Below are 25,249 nucleotides of genomic sequence, written 5' to 3'. Positions count from 1 at the left end.
CCAGGAGGAGTCACACCACCAGGAGGAGTCACACCACCAGGAGGAGTCACACCACCAGGAGGAGTCTCGCCACCGGGAGGAGTCACACCACCAGGAGGAGTCACACCACCAGGAGGAGTCACACCACCGGGAGGAGTCACACCACCAGGAGGAGTCACACCACCAGGAGGAGTTTCGCTTCCAGGAGGAGTCACACTTCCAGGAGGAGTCACACTTCCAGGAGGAGTTTCGCTTCCCGGTGGTGGTGCTACAGCTACCCTATCTGGAGAATCATCTCCACCTCCACCGCCAAAAAGAAAAGGTAGAGCAATTAAGGGAATACCGCCGAGAACCCAGAATGGGAACCCACCACCTCCGCCTTGTGTCACGACCTCACCAGCTACAGGAGGGGGAACAATCTCCTGGCTAAGCACTTCTCCCTCGGGCAATACTGGAACTGCCCCTACAAAAACATCTCCTGGAAGACCTTGCCCGATGATGTCGTCAAACTCCGAAGGAATACCAGCATTTGGACGGTTGTACTCCGCTCCATCTGGGGAGAATGGTTTGGAGAGGACTTCGAGGAGATTTCCTTCAAGTTGCCTCTCATTGCCACTATTCAACGCACGCAACCCTTCAGAGGCGTTACTCGCATAAAACTGCTTGACGTCTGCTGGCAAATCCTGAGACTGAATCTGCTGCTTGAGGTTAGGGATTTTTGCGGCTTCTTCCAACAGCAAACGCCCATAAGAGTATTTCAAGTTCAACAAGCCACTACGGGGATCAAGTGAGTTCCCAGATCCCTCTGGAGCCCAGTAAAAGTTTTTGGTAACCTGTCCTAAACCTGGTTGAGGCGTCCGACTCACTGTTTGCCCAAGAAGATACCGATATCCATCTACCATATAAGGATTGTCGTTTTGCCAGAAGGAGGCGTACGGTACCTGAGAAAGATTGGGATTGTTTCCGTAGAAAGAAGCGAAATTTTGGTAGTTTTGCTGCCCACCAGCCGCTCGTATCAGTAACTCTTGGTAGCTAGGTCCGCCGTTGGATTCCACTAATTGCTGGAGTACTGTTGCAGTCTTGTTACAGCCAGCACCACCTCCCACACCACATCCAGGAATGACTCGCATTTGACTCAAAGAACGTCCTGACATCTGATACTGGAGATAGTTTGATTCCAGTCCTGGTTGGACACCATAGCGCCCAATACTGAGCTGAGCAAAAGCCTGCTGAGGTGCAGTCAGAATTGCCGCTGCATAGGATGAGAAGGCAATTAGGGTTTTTGTGATACGCGACTTAAACAAGGTGAACCTCCAAGAAACAAGGGTGTAGGCAGTTGGAAACAAATTACTTGAAAATTAAAAATATAAGTGAAAATACTTTTTCGACTTTATAATTGACTTTTGAAAGACTCTCTCGAAGAAATTCAATCTCAGAGACTAGAGAGGAACTTAAGTTCTGAGGCGAATTGATGTTACTCGTGATTGCTCTACCCTTAAGTGTTCCTTCTTTAACAGGGTGGTATAAAACGACTGCACGATTTGCTTGCTCTAACAAATACCCTCTACGTAATATTGCTACCTTCTTTTGCTTCACCGGCGAAATGAAGGATTCCAGATATCTTTCGATACTTTGATAAATACTTTGACGATTCTCTTGATGAGGAATGGCAGCAAACGCAGACACGGAGAGAGTGAATGCGCTCAGCAAATCAATCTTGACATTCATGAGGCTTGTGACGGTAGATGACTCAATAGCGTTACGGCGTTAACCGTTGGAATTTTAAGACGGCTTTTTGAGATTTAATGTTTCTTAAGAAAAAATGCTGAAGTTGTCAAATCTTGACAAGATAAAGTAATCGTTGGTATTATGTCAGATGAAACACACTTTTGATTTATAAACGAAAGCAAAACCTCGCAAGTTTGCAATAAATGCCAGAATATGCTTAAAATTGGTGTATTTGATGTTGAAATTGCTGATTAGCAGTTGTGATTGTTGTATTTAAGCATATGACGTTACCGACAAACTAGGGTTTTAGATTTCTTTTATTTTGAGGGAAAAAAAGTAGATGCACCCTCGAAAAAAGCCTTCAGTTGGGTATAGTAGTAGATTTACAGGCTTTTACTATTTTAACTGAACCTTGTTTTATTTGTAACAGTAAGTAATATCATCGAGCTTCTAACTTAGGGATGATCATACTTGCTTACCTTAGGATGACCTGTAGAATTGCGAGCCAAACAGGTTATTCTGTCTGTTTGAACATAAACTGCGCTAAGTGTATAAAATACACAGTAATTTAACAAGACTGTAATAACAACTCTATCAGTGCAAATATAGTTATTGTTTATGCACTTCCTTCTAGAGATAGAATGTTTATTGCCGAAAATTTATTTATTGCTGAAAATTTACAATCAACTTTAAAAATTTTTGCTTACATTGAATTTAATCATCTCGCTTTTCACTATCCATGGTGAAATACTTTATGGTATCTCCAGTCGAACTTTCTTATTTAGATAAAAACATAAATCTATCTGAAAAAGTTTTTCAAAATTTTCAGCAGACGAAAGATTTGGTTAACCACAGCGTTAACTCTTTAACTCAATCAGCAAAAGCTTTTGGGGAGTCTTGGAAGCAAACAGCAACTCAAGCCACCAGTCAAGCTGTTGATACAGTGACGACAAACTTTGGGCAAGCTAAAGCTTCTTTACAAGAAACATTGGAATCTGCCCAACAAGTAAAGAGTACAACATCGGCGGTTCAAACAGCTATTTCTTCTTCGGTGGTTGATTGGTTTGAGCAACACCCTACACTTATGCGGTTGGTTCAAATTTTTGGTTGGGCGGTTAACCATCCAATCATCAGTTTAGTGATTCTGCTTTTCGCTCTTGCGATCGCTTGCAGTCTGCTCAAGGCAATTGGTCGTATAATTGAATCAGCTAGTTTGTCACTTTTGCAAGTTCCTTTCAAATTACTTCAAGCTTTTGTGAAGATTAGCTTTTTATTATTTACCAAAGTGAGTAGCTTGGCTGTTAAACAACTGACCGATACGAAAACAAGTGAGAATATTCCAACTTTACTGCCTGTAGCCTCTCCACAAATTCACAAGGATAAGCAGCAAAGATTGGTAAGAATTTCTACTCGACTGGAGGAAATTCAAAAAGAACAGAATCAACTTTTACAAGAAGCAGCAGCAATTTTGGCTTCAGAAAAAATTGATGTGGAAGTATCGTTTAAGCAGTATGCGGAGTTGGGGGTAAACTTAGATAATACTTAATCACTTTGAAAGTTTATAACGTCTTTAGTACTCCTTTACTTAAGTGAGGTAAAGTATACTTGTACACTTGCTTTTTCTTTTGTTGCTGAAAAATCATAAGCAGGAAAAGTAACACATTTTGAATGGGAAAACTTAAAAATTATTAAAACTTCACACTATTTAAAATTTTGCTATTTTTAAAAGCAGGTAGGAGACAGATGGGCGAAAATTTCGTCCAGCTCCATAGTGACTTATTGGCAAAGCCGGAATTGCTCAACCAGCAAACAGCTTGGGCATCTTGCCCTGCCAGGATACCTGAGCGGGGAAGATTTGCCTGAAAAAATAAATACATAGGTAGAGCAAAAATTCCGCAATGGCACCATAGTCAAAAACCCACCCGACGAAACTAAATTGAGATAGAGGTAGATCGCAATGAATCCAGACAACAAGATATCGCCAGCTTTCGAGCCGTTTCTTGCCGAGATGGGGCAGGATGACAAACGGGATGCAATTGTGATCTACAAAGCACCGCCTTTTGAAGGTTTACCGCCACGGGGTCGTCTGCGCGAACTCAAAAGCAGGATCTTTCAGGTTCAACAGCAGGCGGCGATTAAAGTAGCTGCAGAAATTTTTGAGGATTATCACGAAGCGAGTCAAGACCTTGGGTATCATGATGAACCTTTAGCGGTTTCTACCATCGGTTCTGGCGCATTACCAATGGCGACGGTTGAAGTGACTCCCAAGACTTTAGAAGCCTTGGTGGAACAACCGAATATCGTTGCTATTTTGCCCAATCAAAAAATTCATCTGATCCAACCTCGAAAAATTGATTATTCGGAGCTATTTGCCGAGGAAAACAAAGACAAAGTCACCTGGGGTTTGAAACAGCTTGAGATTCCTAAATTATGGGAGACAACCACAGGTGAGAACATCAATGTGGCGGTGCTAGATACAGGCGTGTATGCAGCCCATCCAGCACTCGACAAACGAGTCCAAGAGTTTGTGGTCATTGATCCCCTTGGTAGGCGGATTGAAGCCTCTCCAGCTTTTGACTGCGGACAGCACGGTACTCATGTTTGTGGCACAATCGGTGGAGGAAAGACTCCAAAAGGTCTCTCTATTGGCGTTGCACCGCAAACTAATCTGTTAGTTGCTGGCGTGCTGATCGGAGATACAACTTTGCGAACCTTGTTGGAAGGTATTTCTTGGGCGATCGAAAGAGGGGCAGATATTATCAATATGTCTCTCGGTTTAAGTTATTACGAACCATTGTTTGCTGAGGTACTTGACATACTGGTGAAGCAGTATGGTATTTTACCTGTAGTAGCGATCGGCAATGAAAACCACGGTAATACGAGCTCACCTGGTAATGCTCATAATGCCTTCAGTGTGGGTGCAATAGAAAAACTGCCAGACAACAAGGTTGATGTCGCATTCTTCAGTAGCGGGGCTAGCCTCGTGTTTCCTGGAGACGAGCCAAATGGTGTGGTAACAAAGCCAGACGTTGTTGCCCCGGGTGCTCAGGTTTATTCCTGTATACCGCCGACGAAAACAGCTCACGGAACCTACGAATACAACTATATGGATGGCACTTCTATGGCAACTCCCCATGTTGCAGGTGTTGCAGCTTTATTAATGGCAGCTAAGCCAACAGCAGCTGTAACAGATATCATTGATGTATTGAAGGAAACGGCAAAACATCCAGCGGGAAATGGTCGTCGCCCCGATAACCGATGGGGTTGGGGTTTACTCCAACCCCTGGAAGCGTTAAGTGCTCTTAGTAGTTGAGGGCAACCAGGGGATTGCATCATGTACCATAACAAAACACTTAGCAAAAACAAGATCAGTTCTGAGTTTGCGTGTCGGCTCAATAATTTAGCGCCTCAACAGAAGGTTTGCATCATCGTATTCTTGAAGCTAGAGAATCTTGACAAGCCGATGTCACGGCAGTCCCGTATTGAACGCAAAGCCGCTATAGAAGGGATACGCAACTCAGCTAAGCAAGCTCTAGAGTACATACACAAAATCATACAGGACTTCGGAGGCAAACAGTTAGCCGATAGTCCTGATGCACTAGGCTCAATTCCTGTTGAAATCTCTGCTGCTGGTGTGGAAGCTCTTGCTGAATCCGACGCAGTTAAGGCGGTGGTAGAGGAACAGGAAATTGTTGCTGCAAACGACACCAACAGATTCTATCTTCAAAGTTTTGAGTGCTAAAGAAAGCAACCCCTGTTTCGCCTTGTACCTGTAGCAAATAGCTTCAGGTATTAGTTTTTATTATAAACGCTCTGAGAAATTTTCAAAGCGAACAGGAGACAATTTGGTAATAATTTCGTCTTCCATTCCAAAGACCCAATCAGCAAAGCGCTGTGCTAAGGGTGGCACAATCACAAGGGGATTACTGAAACCAGAAAAAACATAAACGCCTTCGCATTCTGGGATAAGACCAATCAAGGGGAGTGCATCATTACTAAATGACACCAAACAATGATGCCAAGTTCCTGGTAAGTTGCCTAGTTTAGGCAAAATTTTTCTAATGCTTGCTCGTAACGCTGCTTCGCTTTGTTCTAAGTTTACATTGGCGTGAGGATCGCTTTTGGCGCGGCTCACTTGACCAAAGCGAAAGCTACCATCTCGGAATTGAACTGCGCCTGCATCTATGATAGGTGGTACTAGCTCAAGACCTGGTTGTTCCCATAATTGATCATTTTTAGTGGAATCTGCTTCTAATTGGAACCGTTTAAGATTTGCTGGCATAACTAAGGTACGCAGTTGCACATCCACCATAGGTGGAGTTTCAATCATTTCTGCGTGGGTGAAATACAGCTTGGTAGAAATGCCAGATGATTTCAGGAGGTGCCGGCTGAGTCCACCAGCACAGACTACAGTATTATCACCGTAGTATATATCTTTTGTTGTCTTAACTTTCTTTTGCAGTATTTGTAAAACTTGGGTAATCTCCATTTCACCGCCGCCACGCACAAACGCATCAATGTAAGCTTGGGCGGTTTTTTCAGGCTGGATATGACCGTGTTTGACAGTTAAAGCACCTGCAAGATCCTCCTGGTTTAACAGTGGTTCTAATTCACAGGCTTCTTTTATACTAAGTAATTTGGGAGGAATCGCAAAACGAGTATACGACGCCGCCACATCTGCTGGATCAGTATCGGCGGAAATCGTCAACAATAAGTCTAACTCCCGAAACTCAGTATCGGCGTCCAACTCTTGGGACAAAATGCGGTGACGTGCGCGTCCTTCGTCACATAGTTGGCGAGTCAGTGGAGTAGTACCAGACCAAAAGGCTAAACCACCATAACTATAACGAGTTGCGTTATCTGGCGTTGCATATTGCTCTAACAAAAGGACTTTACAACCTTTTTTCGCCAGTTCGTAGGCGATCGCAGCACCCGTAATCCCAGCACCAACAACAATCCAGTCGTAGGTTTTCATTGAATATCTTTAATTCATCTTTACTTAGAGGCTCAAAAGATATTTTCCCTCTTTGGTGCTACCCCAACCAATTTGATTTTAAGATTGTCATGCTAGCGCAACTACTTTCCAACAGTATACGTGATGACCTTTCTATTTGAATAGCGATTTGATGGAGCACCTGGACGTCTACCTTCGGTAGGTACAACCTGTGAGCCTGGTGTTGATAGTAAAGTTAAACTACGTGATGATTCTGGTGCTGCTACTCTCGCTTCACCCGTTCTCAACGCGATTAAAGTGACATTTGCTTGATTATTAAAAGAGTATTTCACAGAACCACGAATAAAAGTGCTAGCAAATTTTTGATTTCCTTCAAAATTAGAATCTTTGAATTCAGTGCTGAACGTCACATTTTCGCTTTTCTGACTTTTCAAAAAATTATCTTTTCCAGAACTGTTTAAATTTCCGGAAACAGAAAAGAATACTAAACGACTTTTTTTTATCCTGTTCGGTTCAGATAATAAATTGGTAAGAAAGTCTTTGAGCTTTCTTTCAGGTACATCAGAAGTGTCGTATAAAGAAAACGAAATATCTCTAACTGCACTAACACTCTCTATCCGTTGTGGAGCATATATCGATGTTTCTAAGTCTAAAGCCGACGTGAAATTGAAAGACAAATTTTTACCAGCATCTACAAAGAAATTACCAACAATAATTGCATGAGTTTCTGCGAATCCAAAATAATTTTTATTTTCACCAATAGCTGAACTAGTAGAAAAAGTCAATGCTTCTGTCTCGCCGGTTTCTACGACTGCATCATTGTGAACAGTCGCCGTAGTACCATCCGCAGAAGCTGAGGTATTCGCCTGATTGTCACTATCAACAGAGGAAAACTTTTGACTAAAGTTTGTTAAGAATAAATCACCATAAGACAGGGCAAAAGTAACAGACTGACTGGGTGACACTGAGGGCGCAGAAGTAGCTATGCTTGGAGTTGGCATTATAAAAAACCTCTTCGTAAGTTTCTGATTGAGCTTGACACAAATTATAGAAATTCCCTCAAGCTGAGTCTAGCTAATTTGACTGACTCGTTGGGCATAACCAAAATCTACACACTGCACTATTTAATTTTCGGAATTCTCAGGATGATTTTGCCGTATTTACAGCGATTTTCTCTAAGAACATTGCTTACCAATCTCTCAAATATTTACCACATAAGCTTTTATGGGCAATGCTCAGCTAAAGATTTGTGGTCTAATCATAAGAATCAGCGCTGTATATGAAATTTTTCCTAGCCTCCCTTGCTTAAAGGATGTTTGAGAAGTATCAAATATTTTACTTGATCCCCCCTTTGCCCCCCTTAAAAAGGGGGGTAAAAGTCCCCCTTTTTAAGGGGGATTTAGGGGGATCATCGATAAATTTTGGTACAATACGACACTTTCCAAACATCCTTTTAGGATCTTGAGGTGAGTGCCTTTTGAGCCAGAATAGAGTAAATTGAGTTCTGAGTACATCCCCTTTGACTCAATCCTCAACAGTTAACTTGATGGTCTTGGCTTCCAAAGAGCGCCCTAAAATATTTTCTCTCAATCTATCTTTGTTGGCTATAGCCAGTAATGCCAAAAATAACAGTAAAGCTAAACTCGTTGAAGGTTCAGGTGCTGTTACTCTCGCTTGACTTCTCCGTATTGCGATTAAAGTGACATTAGCTGAATTCCCAAAATAGCGTTGGAAAGAACCCGCAAAAGAAGCTTTAGCAAATTCTTGATTTCCTCCAGAAATAACATCCTTAAAATTATTGCTTAAGTTAATATCTTGGCTATTTTGACTGAGAATAAAATCATCGCCAAGAGTGCTGACATTCCCAACAATAGAAAAGAAGGAAAAAGGGTTTCTGTTAATACTGCTTGGGTTATCTAACAAATTAGCAATAAAGCCTGGAAGAGCTTTTTCAGGTATATCTGAAGTATCGAATAGAGAGAAAGCAATGTCTCCATTAGCTTGGGCATTTTCTGCTGGAGGTGCATCTATTTCTGTTCCTAGGTTTAGAAAAGAGGAGAAGTTGAAAGCAAAAGTTTGACCAGCACCTATATCAAAATTGCCAATAATTTCTGAATCAGTTTTTACGAATCCTGTGTAATTTCTACCCTCACCACTTACTGAGCTTACAACATCAGTAAATACTTCTTGCGGAAAATTTGTTGTATCTACTACTGGATTATTTTCTAACTCTACAAAATCATCCTTCCCCAAGGTAATAGCTTCAGTCTCAGCATTATTGTCACTATTAAATTCTGTGAAAAGAACTCCACTAAAATTTGTAAAACTTAAATCTCCGTCAGAAAAAGCAAAAGTTGCAGCCTGGCTGGGTAAGCTGAAGAGTACAGAAGTCGCGACTAATGGAGTAAACAGGAGTGAAAACCGCTTGGCAAATCCCAGATATTGCTTCATAAGATTTTCTTATGTATGATTGACTTGATGCTCTACCTTGCTCACTTAACTCACTTGTTAAGTAATTAAGAAAATATACAAAAGCAATGACCACAATTCCGTAATTTTCAGGCTGCTTTTTAATTCTGACTCCTGACTCCTGACTCCTGAGTTCTAGTATATGTCGCCTGCAAACGGCTTAAAAGATACTCTCCTGCAAGAATAGGCGGATAAATGGGTAATTTATCCCTTTGACAGCTTTCTAGACAAACAATTTCTGTATCATCATTAGGATGACAGAAAAATGCTACAGAATATCTAGACTGCTTTACCGTATCATCATTAGGAATCATCACCCGATGCTTTGTTGAGCAAAACACATGGTTTGTCCAGCGTTCCATTAAATCGCCAGTGTTGACTATCACAGTATCAGGAATTGGTGAAGCTGCAATCCACTCACCTGACGCTGTTCGTACTTCCAATCCCCCAACTTCATTTTGAAACAGCAAGGTGATGCTGCCATAGTCGGAATGTTCACCAGCGCGAACCTGTTTTAGTTTAGGTGGCTGCGACAAAGGTGGATAATGCAGCAGTCGCAAGGTATGATTTTGCTGGTTATGGTTTTTGGCAAAAAAATCTTCTGGCAATTCTAAAGCCAAAGCAAATGCTTGCAACACCTTGTTAGCAAGTTCTGTGCAAGCGTTGTAGAAGGTGAGAATGTCAGGGTTGTTTACAGGGGAAGCTGAGGCAGCGAATATAGGAGATAATTTATCTGTTATATCTATATCTGTTGGCTTTTGTTTACCAATATTAAACGCTTCTTTCAAGTCTCCTAAGTTGTTAGGGTTAAGACGTTCTCTCTCAATCCCAACGTAACCTTGATTGCTAAATTCATCACTCCAAGCTAACTGCTGCTTCAGCGCTAAAGGTAAATCAAAAAAGTCTTTGCTTTGTTTAAGTACTTGGTTAATTAAGTCGTTAGATAGACTTGTATTTTTTAAATACATGAATCCAATTTCATGGCAAGCTTGATAGATTTGTTGAACTACAGTTTGCCTAGCTGTTGCATCACCACTATTGAAGAGAGAAAAATCAATGACTGGAATCTTAGCCATAGTATTTTGTTATTTGTTGTTAGAGTTGATTTATAAAGTAAATCTTAAGTAGGGGAGGCAAAAAGCGGTGTGGATGTTCCTCCCGCTTTATTGCCGTTGCGTTACGGCTTTAGCAAGGGCGCACCATGTTAGGGACTTCCAATTAAAAAAATCTCCAATTTGTAGTACTCTCCAAAACAATGGTGGGTTACGGCGCAATGCAAGTCCTGTATGTAAAACTTCAACTGTTGTGCGCCTAACCCACCCTACAGAATGGATAATTTATTTTTTGGTACTCCCTTATATGGCGGTGTGTTAGGCGCTTTTCACATGTTTGTCGTTACAAATCATATCGAGCATGGTGCGCCTAACACACCCTACAAGAATTTTATTTATACTTGATCAAATTTATACTTGATCAATGACCTCTTAGTTATTTGAGCATGACTAATGACTATATTCAATTTTAAATTTTGAATTGATTGGCGGAGGAATTAAATTTGCTCAATATTCTACAAGTAGAGACAGACGAACAGAAAAGGCATATTCGTGAATTGTTTTGGGAATATTTGAACTCGGCTAACTTGATGTTTAGCCGTAAATTTGACATCAGTTTTGATGTGAATGCATTTTTAGAGCAAGATATGGCGAAACTTCAACAATTTGCACCACCACAAGGAAGATTGCTGCTAGGAGAATATGAAACCAAGATAGCAGGTTGTGCTTGCTTGCGAAAAATTGGTGAGGATGTAGGCGAGATTAAAAGGATGTATGTCAAACCAGAGTTTCGGAGAAAAGGGATAGGTCGGTCTTTATTACAAGGTATTATCCATGAAGCTAGGCAGATAGGCTATTCAAAAATCCGCTTGGATACTGCCCCTTTTGCAAAGGAAGCACAGGCGCTTTATCGTAGCCTTGGATTTCAAGATATTGCGGCGTATGCTGAAAGTGAAATTCCTGAAAAATATCGTCCGTCTTGGGTATTTATGGAGTTAGTTATCAAAATCTATTAACAATACCTTCGGCAAGATTAGAAGAGTATTGAAGTACACCTTTCCAACTGCTTACCTCAGATCTTGCACCCTTCGGGTATCTCCTATGCCTGCGGCACGCCTTCGGCGAACGGAGACGCTATGCGAACGCCAGTCCCCTAGGTTGGGAAACCCGCCTGCTTTCTCTGGGCTCACCATTCTCAACAAGAGCCAGAGGCTCTAATATCTCGTTACCAGGTTGAACCTGGTAACGAGGGTTTGGAGGCTTCGCCTCCTGACTGTTGCAACTCTTGCAAGATCTCAGTTACTCAGCAATCACAACGCGATCGCGTCCTTGAGTTTTAGCTTGGTAAAGTGCTGCATCTGCTGCTCGGGTCACAGTGCAATTACAGCAGAATTCAGAACTCAGAAGTAAAATTTGCTTCTTTTCTTGCTTTTAGACAACAGCGTTGTACTTCATTTACTTGGAAGGTGCTGTATGTTATTTACAGTTGTGCCGTTTTGCCATTGCTTGATTGACATCTTGCGCCTATCCGTAGAAACCACGATGAATTAAAAAGTTATGACAGAAAAATCACTTGTTATTATAAGCTTTTTATTGAATAGAAACCACTTTGCGCTTAATACTTAGTGCTGAAATAACATTAAACTTTTCAGGTGCAAGATGTGAACTGATATACTTTTTAGCTCATCTGCTCTTGTTAATGATTGCGCGTAGCGCAGTGCTATGTAGGGCGATCGCATTTAGTCTAGTGTAGTAAGCGCTTTAGCGCTAAAGCGCTTACTACAAGCGTTTCACGTCAATTTGCATTTGTTTGCCACATACTAAGAAACCCGGTTCTTTGAAAAACCAGGTTTCTGATGAAAATTTTGACTAGATCACACATTAAACCGGAACAACATCACATCGCCTTCTTGCACGATGTACTCTTTTCCTTCACTGCGAACTAACCCTTTCTCCTTAGCAGCATTCATCGAACCAGACGCGACTAAATCATTATAAGCAACCGTTTCAGCACGAATAAATCCGCGTTCAAAATCACTGTGAATCACCCCTGCTGCTTGTGGCGCGGACATCCCAGCGTGAATAGTCCAAGCGCGGGTTTCTTTTTCTCCACTGGTGAAGTATGTACGCAAACCTAACAGGGTATAAGTAGCACGAATTAACGATTTTAAACCGCCTTCTTCTACACCTAAAGATGCTAAGAATTCACCCCTTTCTTCTTCTGGCAGTTCAATTAATTCTGATTCAACTTGGGCAGAAACTATCACAACTTGTGCATTTTCAGCGGCTGCAATTGGTCGCACTTTTTCCACGTATTCATTACCCGTTGCTAAGTCATCTTCTGACACGTTAGCAGCATAGATAATCGGCTTAACAGTGAGCAGTTCCAGTGGTTTAATAATCTCGGCTTCTTCTTCGGTCAAACTAACTTGCCGCACTGATTTACCTTCATTTAATGCAGCAGCTAATTTTTCCAGCAATGCTAATTCGATCTGTCCTTCTTTGCTCGTACGGGCTTGTTTGCGCGTGCGTTCTATCCGCCGTTCAATTTGTGCCAAATCGGCTAAACCAAGCTCTAAATTGATGATTTCAATATCTCGCGCTGGATCAACTGAACCGGCAACGTGGATAATGTCGTCATTCTCAAAACAACGCACCACATGCACGATCGCATCAACTTCCCGGATGTGGGACAGAAATTGGTTACCCAGTCCCTCACCCTTACTAGCGCCCTTAACCAAACCGGCAATATCTACAAACTCAACACGCGCCGGAACAATTTGTTTCGCGGAGGAAATCTTCGCTAAAACATTTAACCGCTCATCCGGCACAGAGACAACGCCGACATTCGGTTCAATCGTGCAAAAAGGAAAATTGGCTGCTTCTGCCTTGGCGTTAGCAACCAAGGCATTAAACAAAGTAGATTTTCCAACGTTAGGGAGTCCGACAATTCCGGCTCGTAGCATTTTAAATTTGAAATTTTGGAGTTTGTACCAAACGTTATCTTAAAACTACCTGCAAAGAGTTTCAAACAGGTCCCGGCACTGTTTGAGGAATTGGTGCTGGAACCGTCTGGGGAATGGGACTCGGTACAGGTTCCGGTACTGGTGCTGGAACTGGTTCAGGCGCGGGACTAGGTATGGGTTCCGGTACAGGTCCTGGTATAGGTTGGGGAATGCTTGGTGTCGGTGATGGATCAGGATTTGGAATCTGTGGCTCAGGTAAAGGACCAGGAGAGGGATAAATCATGGTAAGTCTACTTAAATCATGCGACTTTTCCAAGCTAGATGACAACAGACGCTGCCGACATCTCCCCATATGGCTATTCTATTTATGTCTTTCGTTGCAATCTCTGATGGAGATTTACACTGAATCATCTGCGTTCTCTGTTGCCTTAGGCGGTTCATTTCACCAAAATGCTCAATCAAAACCAAACACCCTTATTAGACACTCTAAAAGCTTGTGCAGAACGTCCTCATGCTCCGTTTTACACCCCAGGACATAAGCGAGGACAAGGAATTTCTCAATCCTTGGCTGATTTTTTTGGCAAAGCTACATTCCGCGCCGACTTACCAGAACTAGCAGAATTAGATAATCTCTTTGCACCCGAAAGCGTTATCCAACAAGCGCAACAACTGGCAGCCGAAGCATTTGGTGCTACACAGACTTGGTTTCTTGTCAATGGTTCCACATGCGGAATTGAGGCGGCAATTCTCGCTACCTGTGGCAGTGGAGATAAAATTATTTTGCCTCGCAATGTCCATTCCTCAGCCATAGCAGGCTTAATTCTCTCTGGCGCTATCCCAATTTTTGTGAATCCAGAATATGACCCAGTTTTAGATATTGCCCACAGTATCACGCCTAGCGCCGTACAAGCAGCACTGGAACAGCATCCCGACGCGAAAGCGGTGTTTATGGTTTACCCCACATATTACGGTGTTTGTGGAGATGTGAAGGCGATCGCCTCTGTTGCCCATCAATACAATATCCCCTTACTTGTAGACGAAGCACACGGCGCACACTTCGCCTTTCATCCCCAACTACCCACCCCAGCGTTAGCTGCTGGTGCTGATTTATCTGTACAATCCATTCATAAAACACTGGGAGCGTTAACTCAAGCGTCAATGCTGCACATTCAAGGTGACAGGATAGATGGCGATTGGGCAAGGCACACGCTAGGCGATTGGGCAAAGCCCACGCTACGCGATCGCATCAGTAAAGCATTGCAACTCGTACAATCTACCAGTCCCAGTTATTTACTCTTAGCTTCCCTAGATGCAGCACGTCAACAGATGGCACTGCACGGTAAAGAGTTGATGTCTCGCACATTGCAACTAGCGGATGAAGCAAGAACCCGAATCAGTCAAATTCCTGGGTTATCGGTTTTGGATATCTTCCCTAGCTCTACAAACCTAACCCCCCCTAACCCCCCTTCCCTAATAGGGAAGGGGGAATATTTTAGCCCCTCCCCTACTAGGGGAGGGGTTGGGGAGAGGTTTACTTTAGACAGAACACGATTAACCGTCACCGTTTCTGGCTTAGGTTTAACTGGATTTGCCGCCGAAGAAATTCTCGATCAACAGCTAGGTGTAACAGCAGAATTCGCTTCGCTACAACATCTCACTTTTATCATTAGTTTGGGCAACACCCAGGAGGATATTGAGCAGTTGGTGCAAGCTTTTACTATCCTTGCTAAGATGACCCCACCCCCTGCCCCCTGCCCGCAAGCGGGGAGGGGGTTTGGAAGCGGGGTTTTCAAAACGCCGCTTGTATGGGATGATTTTTTTAGGATGGCAAATTGCGTGCCTATTTCTCCTCGTGAAGCATTTTTTGCTGCAACAGAAACATTACCCATCCAAGAAAGTACGGAACGCATTTGTGCTGAAATCGTTTGTCCTTATCCTCCGGGAATTCCTGTGTTGATGCCCGGTGAAATTATTACTCATGCTGCTTTAGAATACTTGCAACAGATTCAGTTGATGGGTGGATTTATCAGCGGTTGTGCGGATAGTAGCTTAAAGACACTCAAGGTTGTCACGGTCAAACATTGATCAGCGATGAAAACCGCTGCAACGATTTATTATGCCGCGCCAACGCCAATCGAGTTGAACAATCGCCTTCTGTTCAGCCTGCTTCAAGTAAACTCTGAAGCTGACAATCTACCCTCTACTGGCTCATACTCATCTTCCAGCAACCAAAGTTCTGCTTCTTTGTAAGTTGAACCAGAAAACACAGACTTATAACCTTGAGCCGGATCGTAGATAGAGCAGTAACCCTCACGATCACCCAACAACAGCAACACATAAGGGGGACATAGCGATGGGTCAATCCAAACTTCACTAAACTCCCAATCACTCTTGAGTCGGTCGGGTGCGGGGGATGACGTGGTATTGGTTGTTTGCATCGATTTTTACCTCACCATAGTAGAGTGGAGTGCGATCGCCTTCGGGGGAAATCCGGTAGCCAATTGGCTCTGGAAAGAATAGACCATAGCGGTCATATCCTCGAATATTACCTGTAAATTCTCCTTTTTCAATAATCGCTTGAGCAACTTGATTTAGGGTCGCTTCGTCGTTGAAAATATGTGCGGCACGTCCTCGATTAAGTAAGCGTTGCATCTGGCGAGTACCAGGTAGATGTTTGGGAATATGTTGAGGATCAAGGACAATTTCACGGTTGATGCCGCTCATCGAGACGTTTTTTCAAGTGTTGCTTCCCCATTATCGGGCAATTGCCCTGCCGACAGCTTCAAAACTCCGCCTTACCGATAACCTTTCCCCTCAACCGCGATCGTTGACGTAGATCAAGATGTTAGTGTCAACGGCGTTCATGCAGCATCTCCCGTGTAAAACGAGGAGCATTCAATGGAATTGGATTTTGCTGCATTCGCTCAACCACGGATTTTAGAAAACGTTGCTTAATTTCTGAATCAGAGATTGGTGGTGACACAACTTGAGGTGATTGAATCAATAATTCAACCTGAGCCCCTTCAGGTAAATTGCAAGGTGTTTGCAGAACGAATGCGCCGTTACGGTAAATTGCTTTAAGAGCGTGGAGCATAAAAGCAGACTCCATGCCGATCAATAGTCGCATCTTCAAGCATAACTGATCGCCCCACAGACGACCTCAAAGCACTGTCCCACAGATTACCTCAAAATAACTTAAGCTTGAGTACCGACAGATAAACTGGAAGTGCCGCTATAAGTGAAAGACGAAGCAGGATAACGATAAAATTGAGCGGCGACATATCAACTGGAAACGTAGCGAAGAGACTTTGCACATCCGCTCCACTACGTTGTTATGCCGTGTTCACAAAGTAGCATCGAAACTACTCTTCTGAATTTTGCTCACACTCTGCGTTGTCATCTCGAATTAATTTTATGAACCTTTCATTACCTTGGATTGAGCAAAAGTCCTTATCTTTTTTTGCTAAATCTTTACATTGTTTTGGAGCAATACAAATAGCTCTTTTTAAATAAGACATTGCTTTGTCAGGCTTCTCACCAAGTAAAGTATAATAGCACGCCTTATCATACCAAGCTCTATAGTAATTAGGCGAAATATCGATGGCTTGATCGAAGCATTTAATTCCTTCTTCCAGTCCTTCTGAACCAGGCTGAAATCTTCTATGTGCAAGCCCTTTATTCACGTATGCAACGAAATAGTAAGGATTAATCTCAATTGTCTTCTCATATTTTTTAATAGCCTCGTGAAATCGTTGATTCGCTTGTTGATCTTGTCCTTCCTTTTCTAGCTTTTGTCCTTGTTTTCTTAGTGCATTACCAATACCAAATAATGCTCTATAGGCATCAGCGTGCTCATCAACTGCTTTGCCATATTGTTCTGCTGCTGCTTCATACTCCTCCAAGCAATAAAGAGCATCGCCTAACTTTATATAGTCATCAACTGTCAAAGATAATAATTCCTTGTTTGATTCGATATGATCCGTTATATCAGATACTAGTTTTCTTAGTCTTTCTTGTATTTTACGGTCAGTTTGTTCTTGGAAAAAGACTTCTTCCGGTGGAATGAACATTGATAGTTCTTCAACTATTCTACTTTTTTCCAATTCAGCCTTTAACTTGCTATCCAAACCGGTTATATCTTGGAGAAGATGTTGAATATTAACATCATTATTTATATATTTTTCTACTTCTGATTTGACTGCTACATCTAGTCTTTGTTCTACGTCTTTCTTTACGTCAGCTTTTAGTTGATCAATTACACTTTGTCGTAAAAGCCATACAGAAATACCTATTAAGAATATCGCAAAATTGTATTGGGTAAAAAACCTGTTATAGGAGCGATCTACTTCTTTTTCGACATAATCTCTCACTTCTGTCTTTAAACTACTCTCTCTAGGATTGAACATCAGATACAGGTTAGCTCCAGATGTCCCAAGCACTATAGACAGATAAATAACAATGGAAGCAGATAGTAATATTTTCATCAGAATTTTCATGATAATACGTGAAAATGCTGAACAAAAATACTACAGGAAAGTTTTTTTCTTTATGTAAATATTTAAAATTCTTAATTTTCAGTAAACAAAAGTCCTGTCCAGCTATTCGAGCCGCAATCATACTCAAGCCCAATCACACCTTCACCAGCCGTTCCGATGCAGTGAAGTGTTGGGCTACTGCCAACTTACGAGAAGAAGCGCTCATAATCGTCGTGGCTACCGATCCACAACCATGTGACTGTATCACTTTCTAGTACTCCAAGTGCTCGATAACCCCGCGTTACTCTCACAGACCAAATATCTTCCTAGCTATTGATACACTTGAAATGCAAAGACGGATGAAATGGATTCTGTGCCCATAATCGATAAGCTTTCCTGGCACTTTGTCTGACATCATCACTTAAACGCCGATATTCAACCCAAAATGAGGGAAGCACGGCGGACTTCATAACTGATCGTAGTCCAGTGTAGTCGCTTTCCGTTACATAAGACCTATTCATAACTACTCACAATTAGACAAGTCTACTCATGTGTAGCTTGATGCTTACTTCCTGCTTCATCCTGGCAACGTCGGCGTTAACCAGTCCACAGGCGCGAGAACGGTCTAACTGACCGCTATATGTATCGAAGAGAAGTTAAAAAACTTCTGTTTGAGGCGCTACTAACGACCCTCTGTCTATGGAGCCTGCACTTCGCCTGTGGCACGTTTATCAAACGCCAGTCTATGCTGGAAGGTTTATCCTCTGACGGCACGGTAGTTAACCGTTACTATTAAGTGGAATTTTAGCATCTTTTTCGCGATACCTACTCAAAATTGACTAGTTATGAAAAGAAATTTGTAGGAATTAAGTTACAGTTTCACACCCCTCAGCAATTTCTTGTTTGGCGCGTTGTGCAGCAGCTACGAGTTTTTGCTGCGTTCTCTCGAAGGATTTGCTCCATTGAATTTCATCTTGTAACTCATTGATGTACTCTCGAAGGTGGTCTGCAACTTGATCCTGTACATCAACAGGTAAAGACTCCATCATCTTTACTACTGTAGTGATTGCTGGGGACGACATAGTGTGCTGCTTTGATGCGACATTCTGTTTTTAAAGCTAGCACCAATTGCCGCCTGAGTGTTCAACCAACGCGATTGTTAGACGGCATTATCTTGTGGTTCCGAACCATTGCGAACACGCTCAAGAAATTCAGGATAGTTTTCCAAGTCCTCTAAAGACTGTAAAGGTGGCATTTCAACCCAGTTAGCCTCTGCATGTAACTTGTCCACATACGCATAAAATGCTTCTTGATCATCACGATGAGCTAAAACATAGGCATGTAACTCTTTCTGACTCATTGCCTGAAAGTTAGGTTTGCTCATTGCACATACCTCCATCTGCCATTCGGATATATCTCAATGATATTCTCCTCACCTGCTAAGAAGAACACATTCCCTGTTCGCTGATCTATACGAACCACATTAATGGGCAAGTAAAGCTTAGTAAACCAGCAGCACAAAATAAAGCACTGCGTCTTTTGTTCCGGCGTAGGAATAATTCTCGCTCCTCATTACCTCTCATCGGGCAGAGTATAGCACCTTCCGTAGCCTGTTTCTGTAGAAGTCTTTTGGCTCTAACGTAGTGTTAGCCTGCTGGTAGATACCGTAACATAGAACCAAATACTAAATATTGGATCTGATTGATGAACCCGCCGAAATCTGGTGAAGTATGGCTGGTAGATTTAGGACTTGCAGTGAACCAACTCGCTTTGGGAGCATATCTCACAGCCTAATACTGCGTTCAACTGCCTAAATAAACACACGTCGGCTTATTTTTCCACATTATCTCAGGCAGTGTATGGTGGCGCGTAGTCTTCAATACCTACCGATTGAGACTAGGATCAACCTTCTTCAGGTAATCCCGAAAGACTTGATGTGCAGTTTTGTGGTCACCTTTTGTGGTCAAATTGCACAGCCACCATATAGGTCTACTCTGATAACATCTCGGTCTATCCGTTGCAATTAACTGACCAAAGTGTTCACAATTCCAACCGGGAACAGTGTATTCCCAATCAGCAAAAACATAAAGAGCCTGTTTGAGCCGCTCAATTGTTTGCTCAGGTTCAAAAGCAATGCAGTCAATTCCAACAACAAATTTTGCCTCTTTTCTCTCGAATGGACATAACCCACGACCTGTATCAAAAATGTGTGTATCTGACAAACCAATCCCGTAATGCCAAAACGGATCAGGTGGATTCTGCCAATTGAGTAAACGCCCATATCGGCTACTTGAGGGGACAACAAAACGCTCGACCTCTTTTATTCTCTTTTCGATTTGTTCTATGGATAACGACATACGTGAAGGCAAATTTACTAGCTACTGCTGCGTGTCAGTTCAATGAGAATATCTCAACTTACGATTGCCAGCAAGACATTACAAACTTAACAATGATTTCTACCCATGTTTTATCCCTTCGGGATAGCTTCGCTTCACGCACCCAATTCCATCTCTTACTGTGCGATCGCCAGCTGATTTTCTTCAATCACCTCATACCCATTCGCCAACTGTGCGATCGCCTTGTCAATCAAATCTATACCTTGCTGCACAGTTTCAATCACGCTCAACTTTCCACGTAAGTCAGCAGCACCAGCGAAACCTTTCGCATACCAAGTCATATGCTTACGTGCTTGACGCACACCTCTATCACCCTTGTATTCGTACAAAGCTTGTAAATGTTCCTTCGCACATTCCAAAAGCTGAATTGGAGTTGGTGGTGGTAACTGTTCTCCTGTTTTCAAGAAGTAATCAACTTCTCCCACCAAAAACGGATAACCCAAAGTCCCGCGCGAACACATGATCCCATCCGCGCCAGTTTGTTCCAAACACTTCACCGCCGCCTCAACCGAGAAAATATCTCCATTACCAATCACTGGAATATCAAGAATTTCCTTAACGCGGGCAATCCATTCCCAGCGGGCATTGCCATTGTACCCTTGGGCGCGAGTACGTCCATGCACGGTAATCATTTGCGCCCCCGCATCCTGCATTCGCTTGGCAAAGTCGAGAATGGTAATTTCCTTGTCGTTCCAACCGATACGGGTTTTTACTGTTACAGGGACATCAACCGCCTTCACAACTTCCCTAACTATTGCCTCTGCGACTTCCGGCTGACGCAACAGCGAAGAACCACCACCATTTTTGGTAATTTTATTTACCGGACAACCCATATTAATATCAACGGTATCAGCCCCTTCTTCAACCGCCTTTACCGCTGCTTCTGCCAGAAAATCTGGGCGACAGTCAAACAACTGAATACTAATTGGTCGCTCGTTACGGTCTACCTCCATGATTTTGGGCAACTGCTTCACATAGTGCAACCCTGTTGCATTCACCATCTCCGTGTACATCATCGACTCAGGTGCATAACGACGCACCAGCCGACGAAATACCATATCCGTCACCCCAGACAAAGGCGACTGGAGAACCCGACTTTTCACCTCAAAAGAACCAATTTTTAGAGGAGTCGAAAGTCTAGCTTTTAGATCAGGAGACAGCGTAAGCATATATCATGTCGAGGCACATAAGCTTTTCTATTGTACTCAGGGGATTAGCGACTAGGGATTAGAAATAGGAAAGATGTAGCCAGAATATCATTTTTTAGTCTGATTCTTTTGCCAATCGCTATCAATAGCCGCCATTCTCGATTCCCTAAAGACGGCAAACACCACATTGTCGATACGGTTCACCCGAATTACTCCTAGTATTAATTCTCATACATTAGACAAAGAAAGTGAAAGCAATTCAGTCCATGAAGAAACAAGAAGAACAAACAAAAAAAATTTTGCAGCATAACCGCCCTAAGCAAGGTTCGGAAAACCACCCTTCATGGACTGGCTACACAGGCTCAGTATATATATCAGCAGTAAGTAAAACCAAAGGTATTCATGCTGAACTGGCTGCTTTCTAAATCCAGTTAGTTCAATAATTTCGCCCTTTATACTCTCATTCATTCATTTGTAGTTATACGGAGCCAGCACCTACAATGGCAAAAGTAGTTGGAATTGACTTAGGTACGACAAACTCCTGCGTGGCAGTTATGGAAGGTGGTAAACCCACAGTTATAGCCAACGCAGAAGGTTTTCGGACAACGCCTTCAGTCGTCGCCTTTGCAAAAAATGGCGATCGCTTGGTTGGTCAAATCGCCAAACGCCAGGCGGTGATGAACCCCGAAAACACTTTTTATTCTGTAAAACGTTTCATTGGACGCAAGTTCGACGAAATTACCCACGAAGCTACTGAAGTTTCTTACAAAGTACTACGTGACAGCAACGGTAACGTTAAAGTTGATTGTCCGCAAGTCGGCAAACCTTTTGCTCCCGAAGAAATTTCCGCACAGGTTCTGCGCAAGCTGGTAGAAGATGCAAGCAAGTACATCGGTGAAACCGTAACTCAAGCCGTGATCACCGTTCCTGCATACTTCAACGACTCTCAACGGCAAGCAACCAAAGACGCTGGTAAGATTGCCGGTATTGAAGTTCTACGGATTATCAACGAGCCTACCGCTGCTTCTCTGGCATACGGCTTTGATAAGAAGAGCAACGAAACCATCCTCGTGTTTGACCTTGGTGGTGGTACCTTCGACGTATCCATCCTGGAAGTTGGCGACGGTGTGTTTGAAGTGTTAGCAACCTCTGGTGATACTCACCTTGGTGGTGACGACTTCGACAAGAAGATCGTTGATTTCTTAGCTGAACAGTTCAGAAAAGACGAAGGGATCGACCTGCGCAAAGACAAACAAGCCTTACAGCGTTTGACTGAAGCCGCAGAAAAAGCGAAAATTGAACTTTCCAGCGTCACCCAAGCGGAAATCAACCTGCCATTTATTACCGCTACCCAGGATGGTCCCAAGCACCTGGATACAACGCTGACTCGCGCCAAGTTTGAAGAACTCTGCTCCGACTTAATTGACCGTTGCCGAGTTCCCGTTGAGAACGCGCTACGCGATGCTAAATTAAGCAAGAACGATATTGATGAAGTTGTATTGGTTGGTGGTTCTACCCGCATTCCCGCAGTACAACAAATCGTGAAGCAGGTGTTGGGTAAAGACCCCAACCAAAGCGTCAACCCCGATGAAGTTGTAGCAGTTGGTGCAGCGATTCAAGCTGGTGTGCTTGGTGGTGATGTTACTGGTATCTTGCTGTTAGACGTAACTCCGCTGTCCTTGGGTGTGGAAACCTTGGGTGGCGTCATGACCAAGATTATTCCTCGCAACACCACAATTCCTACCAAGAAGTCAGAAGTCTTCTCCACCGCTGTGGATGGTCAAACCAACGTGGAAATTCACGTCCTCCAAGGCGAACGCGAGATGTCAAACGACAACAAGAGCTTGGGTACCTTCCGTCTCGATGGTATTCCCCCAGCACCACGCGGTGTCCCTCAAATCGAAGTGATTTTCGATATTGACGCTAACGGTATTCTCAACGTTACCGCTAAGGACAAAGGTACTGGTAAGGAGCAGTCTATCAGTATTACTGGCGCTTCTACCCTCGATAAGACTGAAGTCGAGCGGATGGTGAACGAAGCTGAGAAAAACGCCTCAGTTGACAGAGAACGTCGTGAGAAAATTGACCGCAAGAACCAAGCCGACTCGTTGACATACCAAGCCGAGAAGCAGCTGCAAGAATTGGGCGACAAAGTCCCCGCAGCTGATAAGACCAAGGTAGAAGGTTTGGTGAAAGACCTGCGCGAAGCCGTTTCCAAGGAAGACGACGAGCAGATCAAGAAGCTCACACCAGAATTGCAACAAGCGCTCTTTGCTGTTGGTAGCAATATTTATCAACAAGCAGGTGGTGGCGATGGTTCTGCTCCTGGTGGTGGTCCTGACACCTCTGGTGGTGGCGCTTCTTCCTCCTCCACTGGCGGTGCTGATGATGTGATTGACGCTGATTTCACTGAATCTAAGTAGTTATTGGTTCGGTGGGCGATGCCCACCCTACAATCCAAATCCCCCATCCAGAATGATTCTTGGGTGGGAATTTTTTTTGCAAAGATAGGGTGTAATACCTGAGAGTTTGCAAGAGTTGCAACAGTGAGGAGGGGAAGCCTCCAAACCCTCGTTACCAGGTTCAACCTGGTAACGAGATATTAGAGCCTCTGGCTCTTGTTAGGTGCAAGATCTGAGATACCAAGTTGGGATAGATAGTATTGTTTCATATTAAGCAAAACCCAGTATAGCTAAGTCTTAGGTAAGATTCTTCCCAAGGCGTGAGAATGACAAACACAGGCAATTTGGTATAAGGGTGTGGAAGCGTGATTTGTACCTCAAGTATGGTGAGTTAGTCCTAACTCTTTTCTATATTGGGCTTGTATTGCAAACAAGAATCGTCATTTGATTCAGCAACACTCACTTATTCATTCAAAACTTGCGGAAAATGCCATACCCACAAGCTCCCTGGACACTTCAAGGCTACGCGATCGTAACTGGACATCTCATAAATATTGACCGAGTGCGTCACCTGATTCCCTCAGAGTTAGAAATTATTTCTGTATTTCCTGGTAAAACTGTTGGTGGCGTATATTTATCCTATTACGGATCTGGCTCGGTGCTGGAGTACAGCGAATTGATTGTTATTCCTGCTGCGGTGGGTTATCAAGGAAAAATCGGTGGATGGGTTTCTCATATTTATGTAGATAATCCTGATTCGGTAGCTGGTGGTCGAGAGGTTTGGGGACTACCGAAGGAATTAGCTGAATTTACTTGGGAAAGAGGAGAACGTGTCACTGTTCGCCAAGGAAACCGGACATTGTGTAGTCTGAACTATAAGCAGCAAAGCTTCGCATGGCGACAGTGGTTAGGCGGATCTAGTTTCAGTGCAAAGGATACAAATTTGCTGAACTTCTCTGCTGAATTGGAATCGCGTTTAGGGTTTATTGGTTCCAAGTTAGAAGTTCCCACCGAAAGTCGTTTTTCTGACATAGATTTAGGTCAACCTTTGTTAACTGTGCGTTGCGAACAGATGAGTTTGAGAGTTCGTGCGCCGGAAGTTGTGGGACAAAGGGCGGTTGAGTATAGTTTTAGATAGGTACAACAAGGCAGTTGATTGAGAGGATAGATAACTCGAAACGCTAGCTATAATCGGTTTGTCAGCAATGGTTGATTAAATGCCATGACAACTAAAGTTATTTATCCTCATATAGAGAAAACTAGCGCAGACGAACCTGCACGGTTGCAGCGCTTACCTCGTGTACGTGTTGCTCAAATTGTTATGGATTGTCTGGCTTATGGTTGGTCGGTTGAGGAAATGTGCCGCCAGCATCCAGATTTAATACCTTCTGAGGCTCATGCAGCAATGGGTTACTATTTTGACCATCAGGAGGATATTGATAGCGAGATCCGCGCAGAATGGGAGCAAGCAAAACAAGCAAAAGCTCAGTCGCCGCGATCGCCATTTTATGTCCGTATGCAAGCTAAAGGGTAGTTTACTTGATGTCGTCGCAAACAGTGCGATCGCTCTTTTTTTGTTCGTATACGTGCTAATGGGTGATTTACTTGATATCGTCGCAAACAGTGCGATCGCCGTTTTTTATTTGTAATTATGCTCAAGCCTAGCTTACTTGATGTCGT

26 protein-coding genes are annotated in these 25,249 nt (G+C 43.1%); 9 read left to right on the top strand and 17 right to left on the bottom strand.

What is annotated here, in order from left to right:
* Positions 1-1,283: hypothetical protein (locus ACM0OZ_RS42225; RefSeq protein ID WP_414588861.1), on the bottom strand; the 1,283-nt coding region annotated here is incomplete at its 3' end.
* Positions 1,284-1,326: 43 nt separating this feature from the next.
* Positions 1,327-1,707, bottom strand: a complete 381-nt coding sequence (locus tag ACM0OZ_RS42220) for a hypothetical protein (protein WP_414588860.1) — start codon at positions 1,705-1,707, stop codon at positions 1,327-1,329.
* A gap of 754 nt (positions 1,708-2,461) precedes the next feature.
* On the opposite strand from ACM0OZ_RS42220, the gene ACM0OZ_RS42215 reads away from it, so the two are divergent.
* From ACM0OZ_RS42215 to ACM0OZ_RS42205, 3 genes are all read left to right on the top strand, one after another.
* On the top strand, positions 2,462-3,253 hold the full coding sequence (locus tag ACM0OZ_RS42215; RefSeq protein ID WP_414588859.1) for a hypothetical protein: 792 nt from the start codon (positions 2,462-2,464) through the stop codon (positions 3,251-3,253).
* A gap of 411 nt (positions 3,254-3,664) precedes the next feature.
* On the top strand, positions 3,665-5,020 hold the full coding sequence (locus tag ACM0OZ_RS42210) for a S8 family serine peptidase (RefSeq protein ID WP_414588857.1): 1,356 nt from the start codon (positions 3,665-3,667) through the stop codon (positions 5,018-5,020).
* Between the two features lie 21 nt (positions 5,021-5,041).
* On the top strand, positions 5,042-5,449 hold the full coding sequence (locus ACM0OZ_RS42205) for a hypothetical protein (protein ID WP_414588856.1): 408 nt from the start codon (positions 5,042-5,044) through the stop codon (positions 5,447-5,449).
* A gap of 60 nt (positions 5,450-5,509) precedes the next feature.
* On the opposite strand, the gene ACM0OZ_RS42200 is transcribed toward ACM0OZ_RS42205, so the two are convergent.
* From ACM0OZ_RS42200 to ACM0OZ_RS42185, 4 genes are all read right to left on the bottom strand, one after another.
* Entirely contained in the window at positions 5,510-6,682 is a 1,173-nt protein-coding gene (locus ACM0OZ_RS42200) for an NAD(P)/FAD-dependent oxidoreductase (protein ID WP_414588855.1), read from the bottom strand.
* A gap of 101 nt (positions 6,683-6,783) precedes the next feature.
* Positions 6,784-7,662 (bottom strand): hypothetical protein, encoded by an 879-nt coding sequence (locus ACM0OZ_RS42195; RefSeq protein ID WP_414588854.1) that lies wholly within the window; start codon positions 7,660-7,662, stop codon positions 6,784-6,786.
* 523 nt (positions 7,663-8,185) lie between these two features.
* Positions 8,186-9,112, bottom strand: a complete 927-nt coding sequence (locus tag ACM0OZ_RS42190; RefSeq protein WP_414588853.1) for a hypothetical protein — start codon at positions 9,110-9,112, stop codon at positions 8,186-8,188.
* Positions 9,113-9,231: 119 nt separating this feature from the next.
* Positions 9,232-10,206 (bottom strand): isopenicillin N synthase family dioxygenase, encoded by a 975-nt coding sequence (locus ACM0OZ_RS42185; RefSeq protein ID WP_414588852.1) that lies wholly within the window; start codon positions 10,204-10,206, stop codon positions 9,232-9,234.
* A 479-nt stretch (positions 10,207-10,685) separates the two neighbouring features.
* On the opposite strand from ACM0OZ_RS42185, the gene ACM0OZ_RS42180 reads away from it, so the two are divergent.
* Positions 10,686-11,198: a GNAT family N-acetyltransferase gene (locus ACM0OZ_RS42180; protein ID WP_414588851.1), complete on the top strand. Its 513-nt coding sequence runs from the start codon at positions 10,686-10,688 to the stop codon at positions 11,196-11,198.
* Between the two features lie 858 nt (positions 11,199-12,056).
* Here ACM0OZ_RS42180 and ychF read toward each other — a convergent pair.
* Together ychF and ACM0OZ_RS42170 are read right to left on the bottom strand one after the other, a co-directional pair.
* The gene (ychF, locus tag ACM0OZ_RS42175) at positions 12,057-13,148 is read right to left on the bottom strand and encodes a redox-regulated ATPase YchF (protein WP_073634344.1); all 1,092 of its coding nucleotides are present in this window, start codon (positions 13,146-13,148) and stop codon (positions 12,057-12,059) included.
* 61 nt (positions 13,149-13,209) lie between these two features.
* Positions 13,210-13,431: a hypothetical protein gene (locus tag ACM0OZ_RS42170; RefSeq protein WP_414588850.1), complete on the bottom strand. Its 222-nt coding sequence runs from the start codon at positions 13,429-13,431 to the stop codon at positions 13,210-13,212.
* A gap of 167 nt (positions 13,432-13,598) precedes the next feature.
* Between ACM0OZ_RS42170 and ACM0OZ_RS42165 the strand changes: the two genes are divergently transcribed.
* Positions 13,599-15,233 (top strand): aminotransferase class I/II-fold pyridoxal phosphate-dependent enzyme, encoded by a 1,635-nt coding sequence (locus ACM0OZ_RS42165; RefSeq protein ID WP_414588849.1) that lies wholly within the window; start codon positions 13,599-13,601, stop codon positions 15,231-15,233.
* Between the two features lie 83 nt (positions 15,234-15,316).
* Here the strand turns inward: ACM0OZ_RS42165 and ACM0OZ_RS42160 are convergent, their stop codons facing one another.
* From ACM0OZ_RS42160 to dusB, 9 genes are all read right to left on the bottom strand, one after another.
* Positions 15,317-15,586, bottom strand: coding sequence for a hypothetical protein (locus ACM0OZ_RS42160; protein WP_414588848.1), 270 nt, complete (start codon positions 15,584-15,586; stop codon positions 15,317-15,319).
* Positions 15,534-15,872, bottom strand: coding sequence for a DUF6972 family protein (locus ACM0OZ_RS42155; protein WP_414588847.1), 339 nt, complete (start codon positions 15,870-15,872; stop codon positions 15,534-15,536). Before ACM0OZ_RS42155 ends, ACM0OZ_RS42160 begins: the two co-directional genes overlap by 53 nt.
* 127 nt (positions 15,873-15,999) lie before the next feature.
* Positions 16,000-16,242, bottom strand: a complete 243-nt coding sequence (locus tag ACM0OZ_RS42150) for a DUF104 domain-containing protein (RefSeq protein ID WP_414588846.1) — start codon at positions 16,240-16,242, stop codon at positions 16,000-16,002.
* A 268-nt stretch (positions 16,243-16,510) separates the two neighbouring features.
* The gene (locus tag ACM0OZ_RS42145) at positions 16,511-17,632 is read right to left on the bottom strand and encodes a TPR end-of-group domain-containing protein (protein WP_414588845.1); all 1,122 of its coding nucleotides are present in this window, start codon (positions 17,630-17,632) and stop codon (positions 16,511-16,513) included.
* Between the two features lie 857 nt (positions 17,633-18,489).
* Positions 18,490-18,705 (bottom strand): hypothetical protein, encoded by a 216-nt coding sequence (locus ACM0OZ_RS42140; protein WP_414588844.1) that lies wholly within the window; start codon positions 18,703-18,705, stop codon positions 18,490-18,492.
* 77 nt (positions 18,706-18,782) lie between these two features.
* A complete protein-coding gene (locus tag ACM0OZ_RS42135; RefSeq protein ID WP_069347772.1) occupies positions 18,783-19,007 on the bottom strand; it encodes a DUF6887 family protein in 225 nt (74 codons plus the stop codon).
* Positions 19,004-19,180, bottom strand: a complete 177-nt coding sequence (locus tag ACM0OZ_RS42130; protein WP_414588862.1) for a DUF6888 family protein — start codon at positions 19,178-19,180, stop codon at positions 19,004-19,006. Before ACM0OZ_RS42130 ends, ACM0OZ_RS42135 begins: the two co-directional genes overlap by 4 nt.
* A gap of 326 nt (positions 19,181-19,506) precedes the next feature.
* Positions 19,507-19,980: a hypothetical protein gene (locus ACM0OZ_RS42125; RefSeq protein WP_414588843.1), complete on the bottom strand. Its 474-nt coding sequence runs from the start codon at positions 19,978-19,980 to the stop codon at positions 19,507-19,509.
* Between the two features lie 155 nt (positions 19,981-20,135).
* A complete protein-coding gene (dusB, locus tag ACM0OZ_RS42120; protein WP_073634338.1) occupies positions 20,136-21,188 on the bottom strand; it encodes a tRNA dihydrouridine synthase DusB in 1,053 nt (350 codons plus the stop codon).
* Positions 21,189-21,433: 245 nt separating this feature from the next.
* Between dusB and ACM0OZ_RS42115 the strand changes: the two genes are divergently transcribed.
* From ACM0OZ_RS42115 to ACM0OZ_RS42100, 4 genes are all read left to right on the top strand, one after another.
* Positions 21,434-21,592, top strand: coding sequence for a hypothetical protein (locus ACM0OZ_RS42115; protein WP_161604040.1), 159 nt, complete (start codon positions 21,434-21,436; stop codon positions 21,590-21,592).
* Between the two features lie 75 nt (positions 21,593-21,667).
* Complete coding sequence (dnaK, locus tag ACM0OZ_RS42110) at positions 21,668-23,590, top strand: molecular chaperone DnaK (protein WP_414588842.1); 1,923 nt, start codon at positions 21,668-21,670, stop codon at positions 23,588-23,590.
* A 466-nt stretch (positions 23,591-24,056) separates the two neighbouring features.
* Positions 24,057-24,707, top strand: a complete 651-nt coding sequence (locus tag ACM0OZ_RS42105; RefSeq protein WP_414588841.1) for an acetoacetate decarboxylase family protein — start codon at positions 24,057-24,059, stop codon at positions 24,705-24,707.
* A gap of 84 nt (positions 24,708-24,791) precedes the next feature.
* Positions 24,792-25,103, top strand: a complete 312-nt coding sequence (locus ACM0OZ_RS42100) for a DUF433 domain-containing protein (RefSeq protein ID WP_414588839.1) — start codon at positions 24,792-24,794, stop codon at positions 25,101-25,103.
* Positions 25,104-25,249 lie beyond the last annotated feature (146 nt).

This window comes from Scytonema sp. PCC 10023, from assembly GCF_963920835.1.
Taxonomy (GTDB): domain Bacteria; phylum Cyanobacteriota; class Cyanobacteriia; order Cyanobacteriales; family Nostocaceae; genus Kalymmatonema.
Note: the sequence above shows the minus strand (reverse complement) of the source record. Positions and strands in the feature narration are given on the sequence as shown.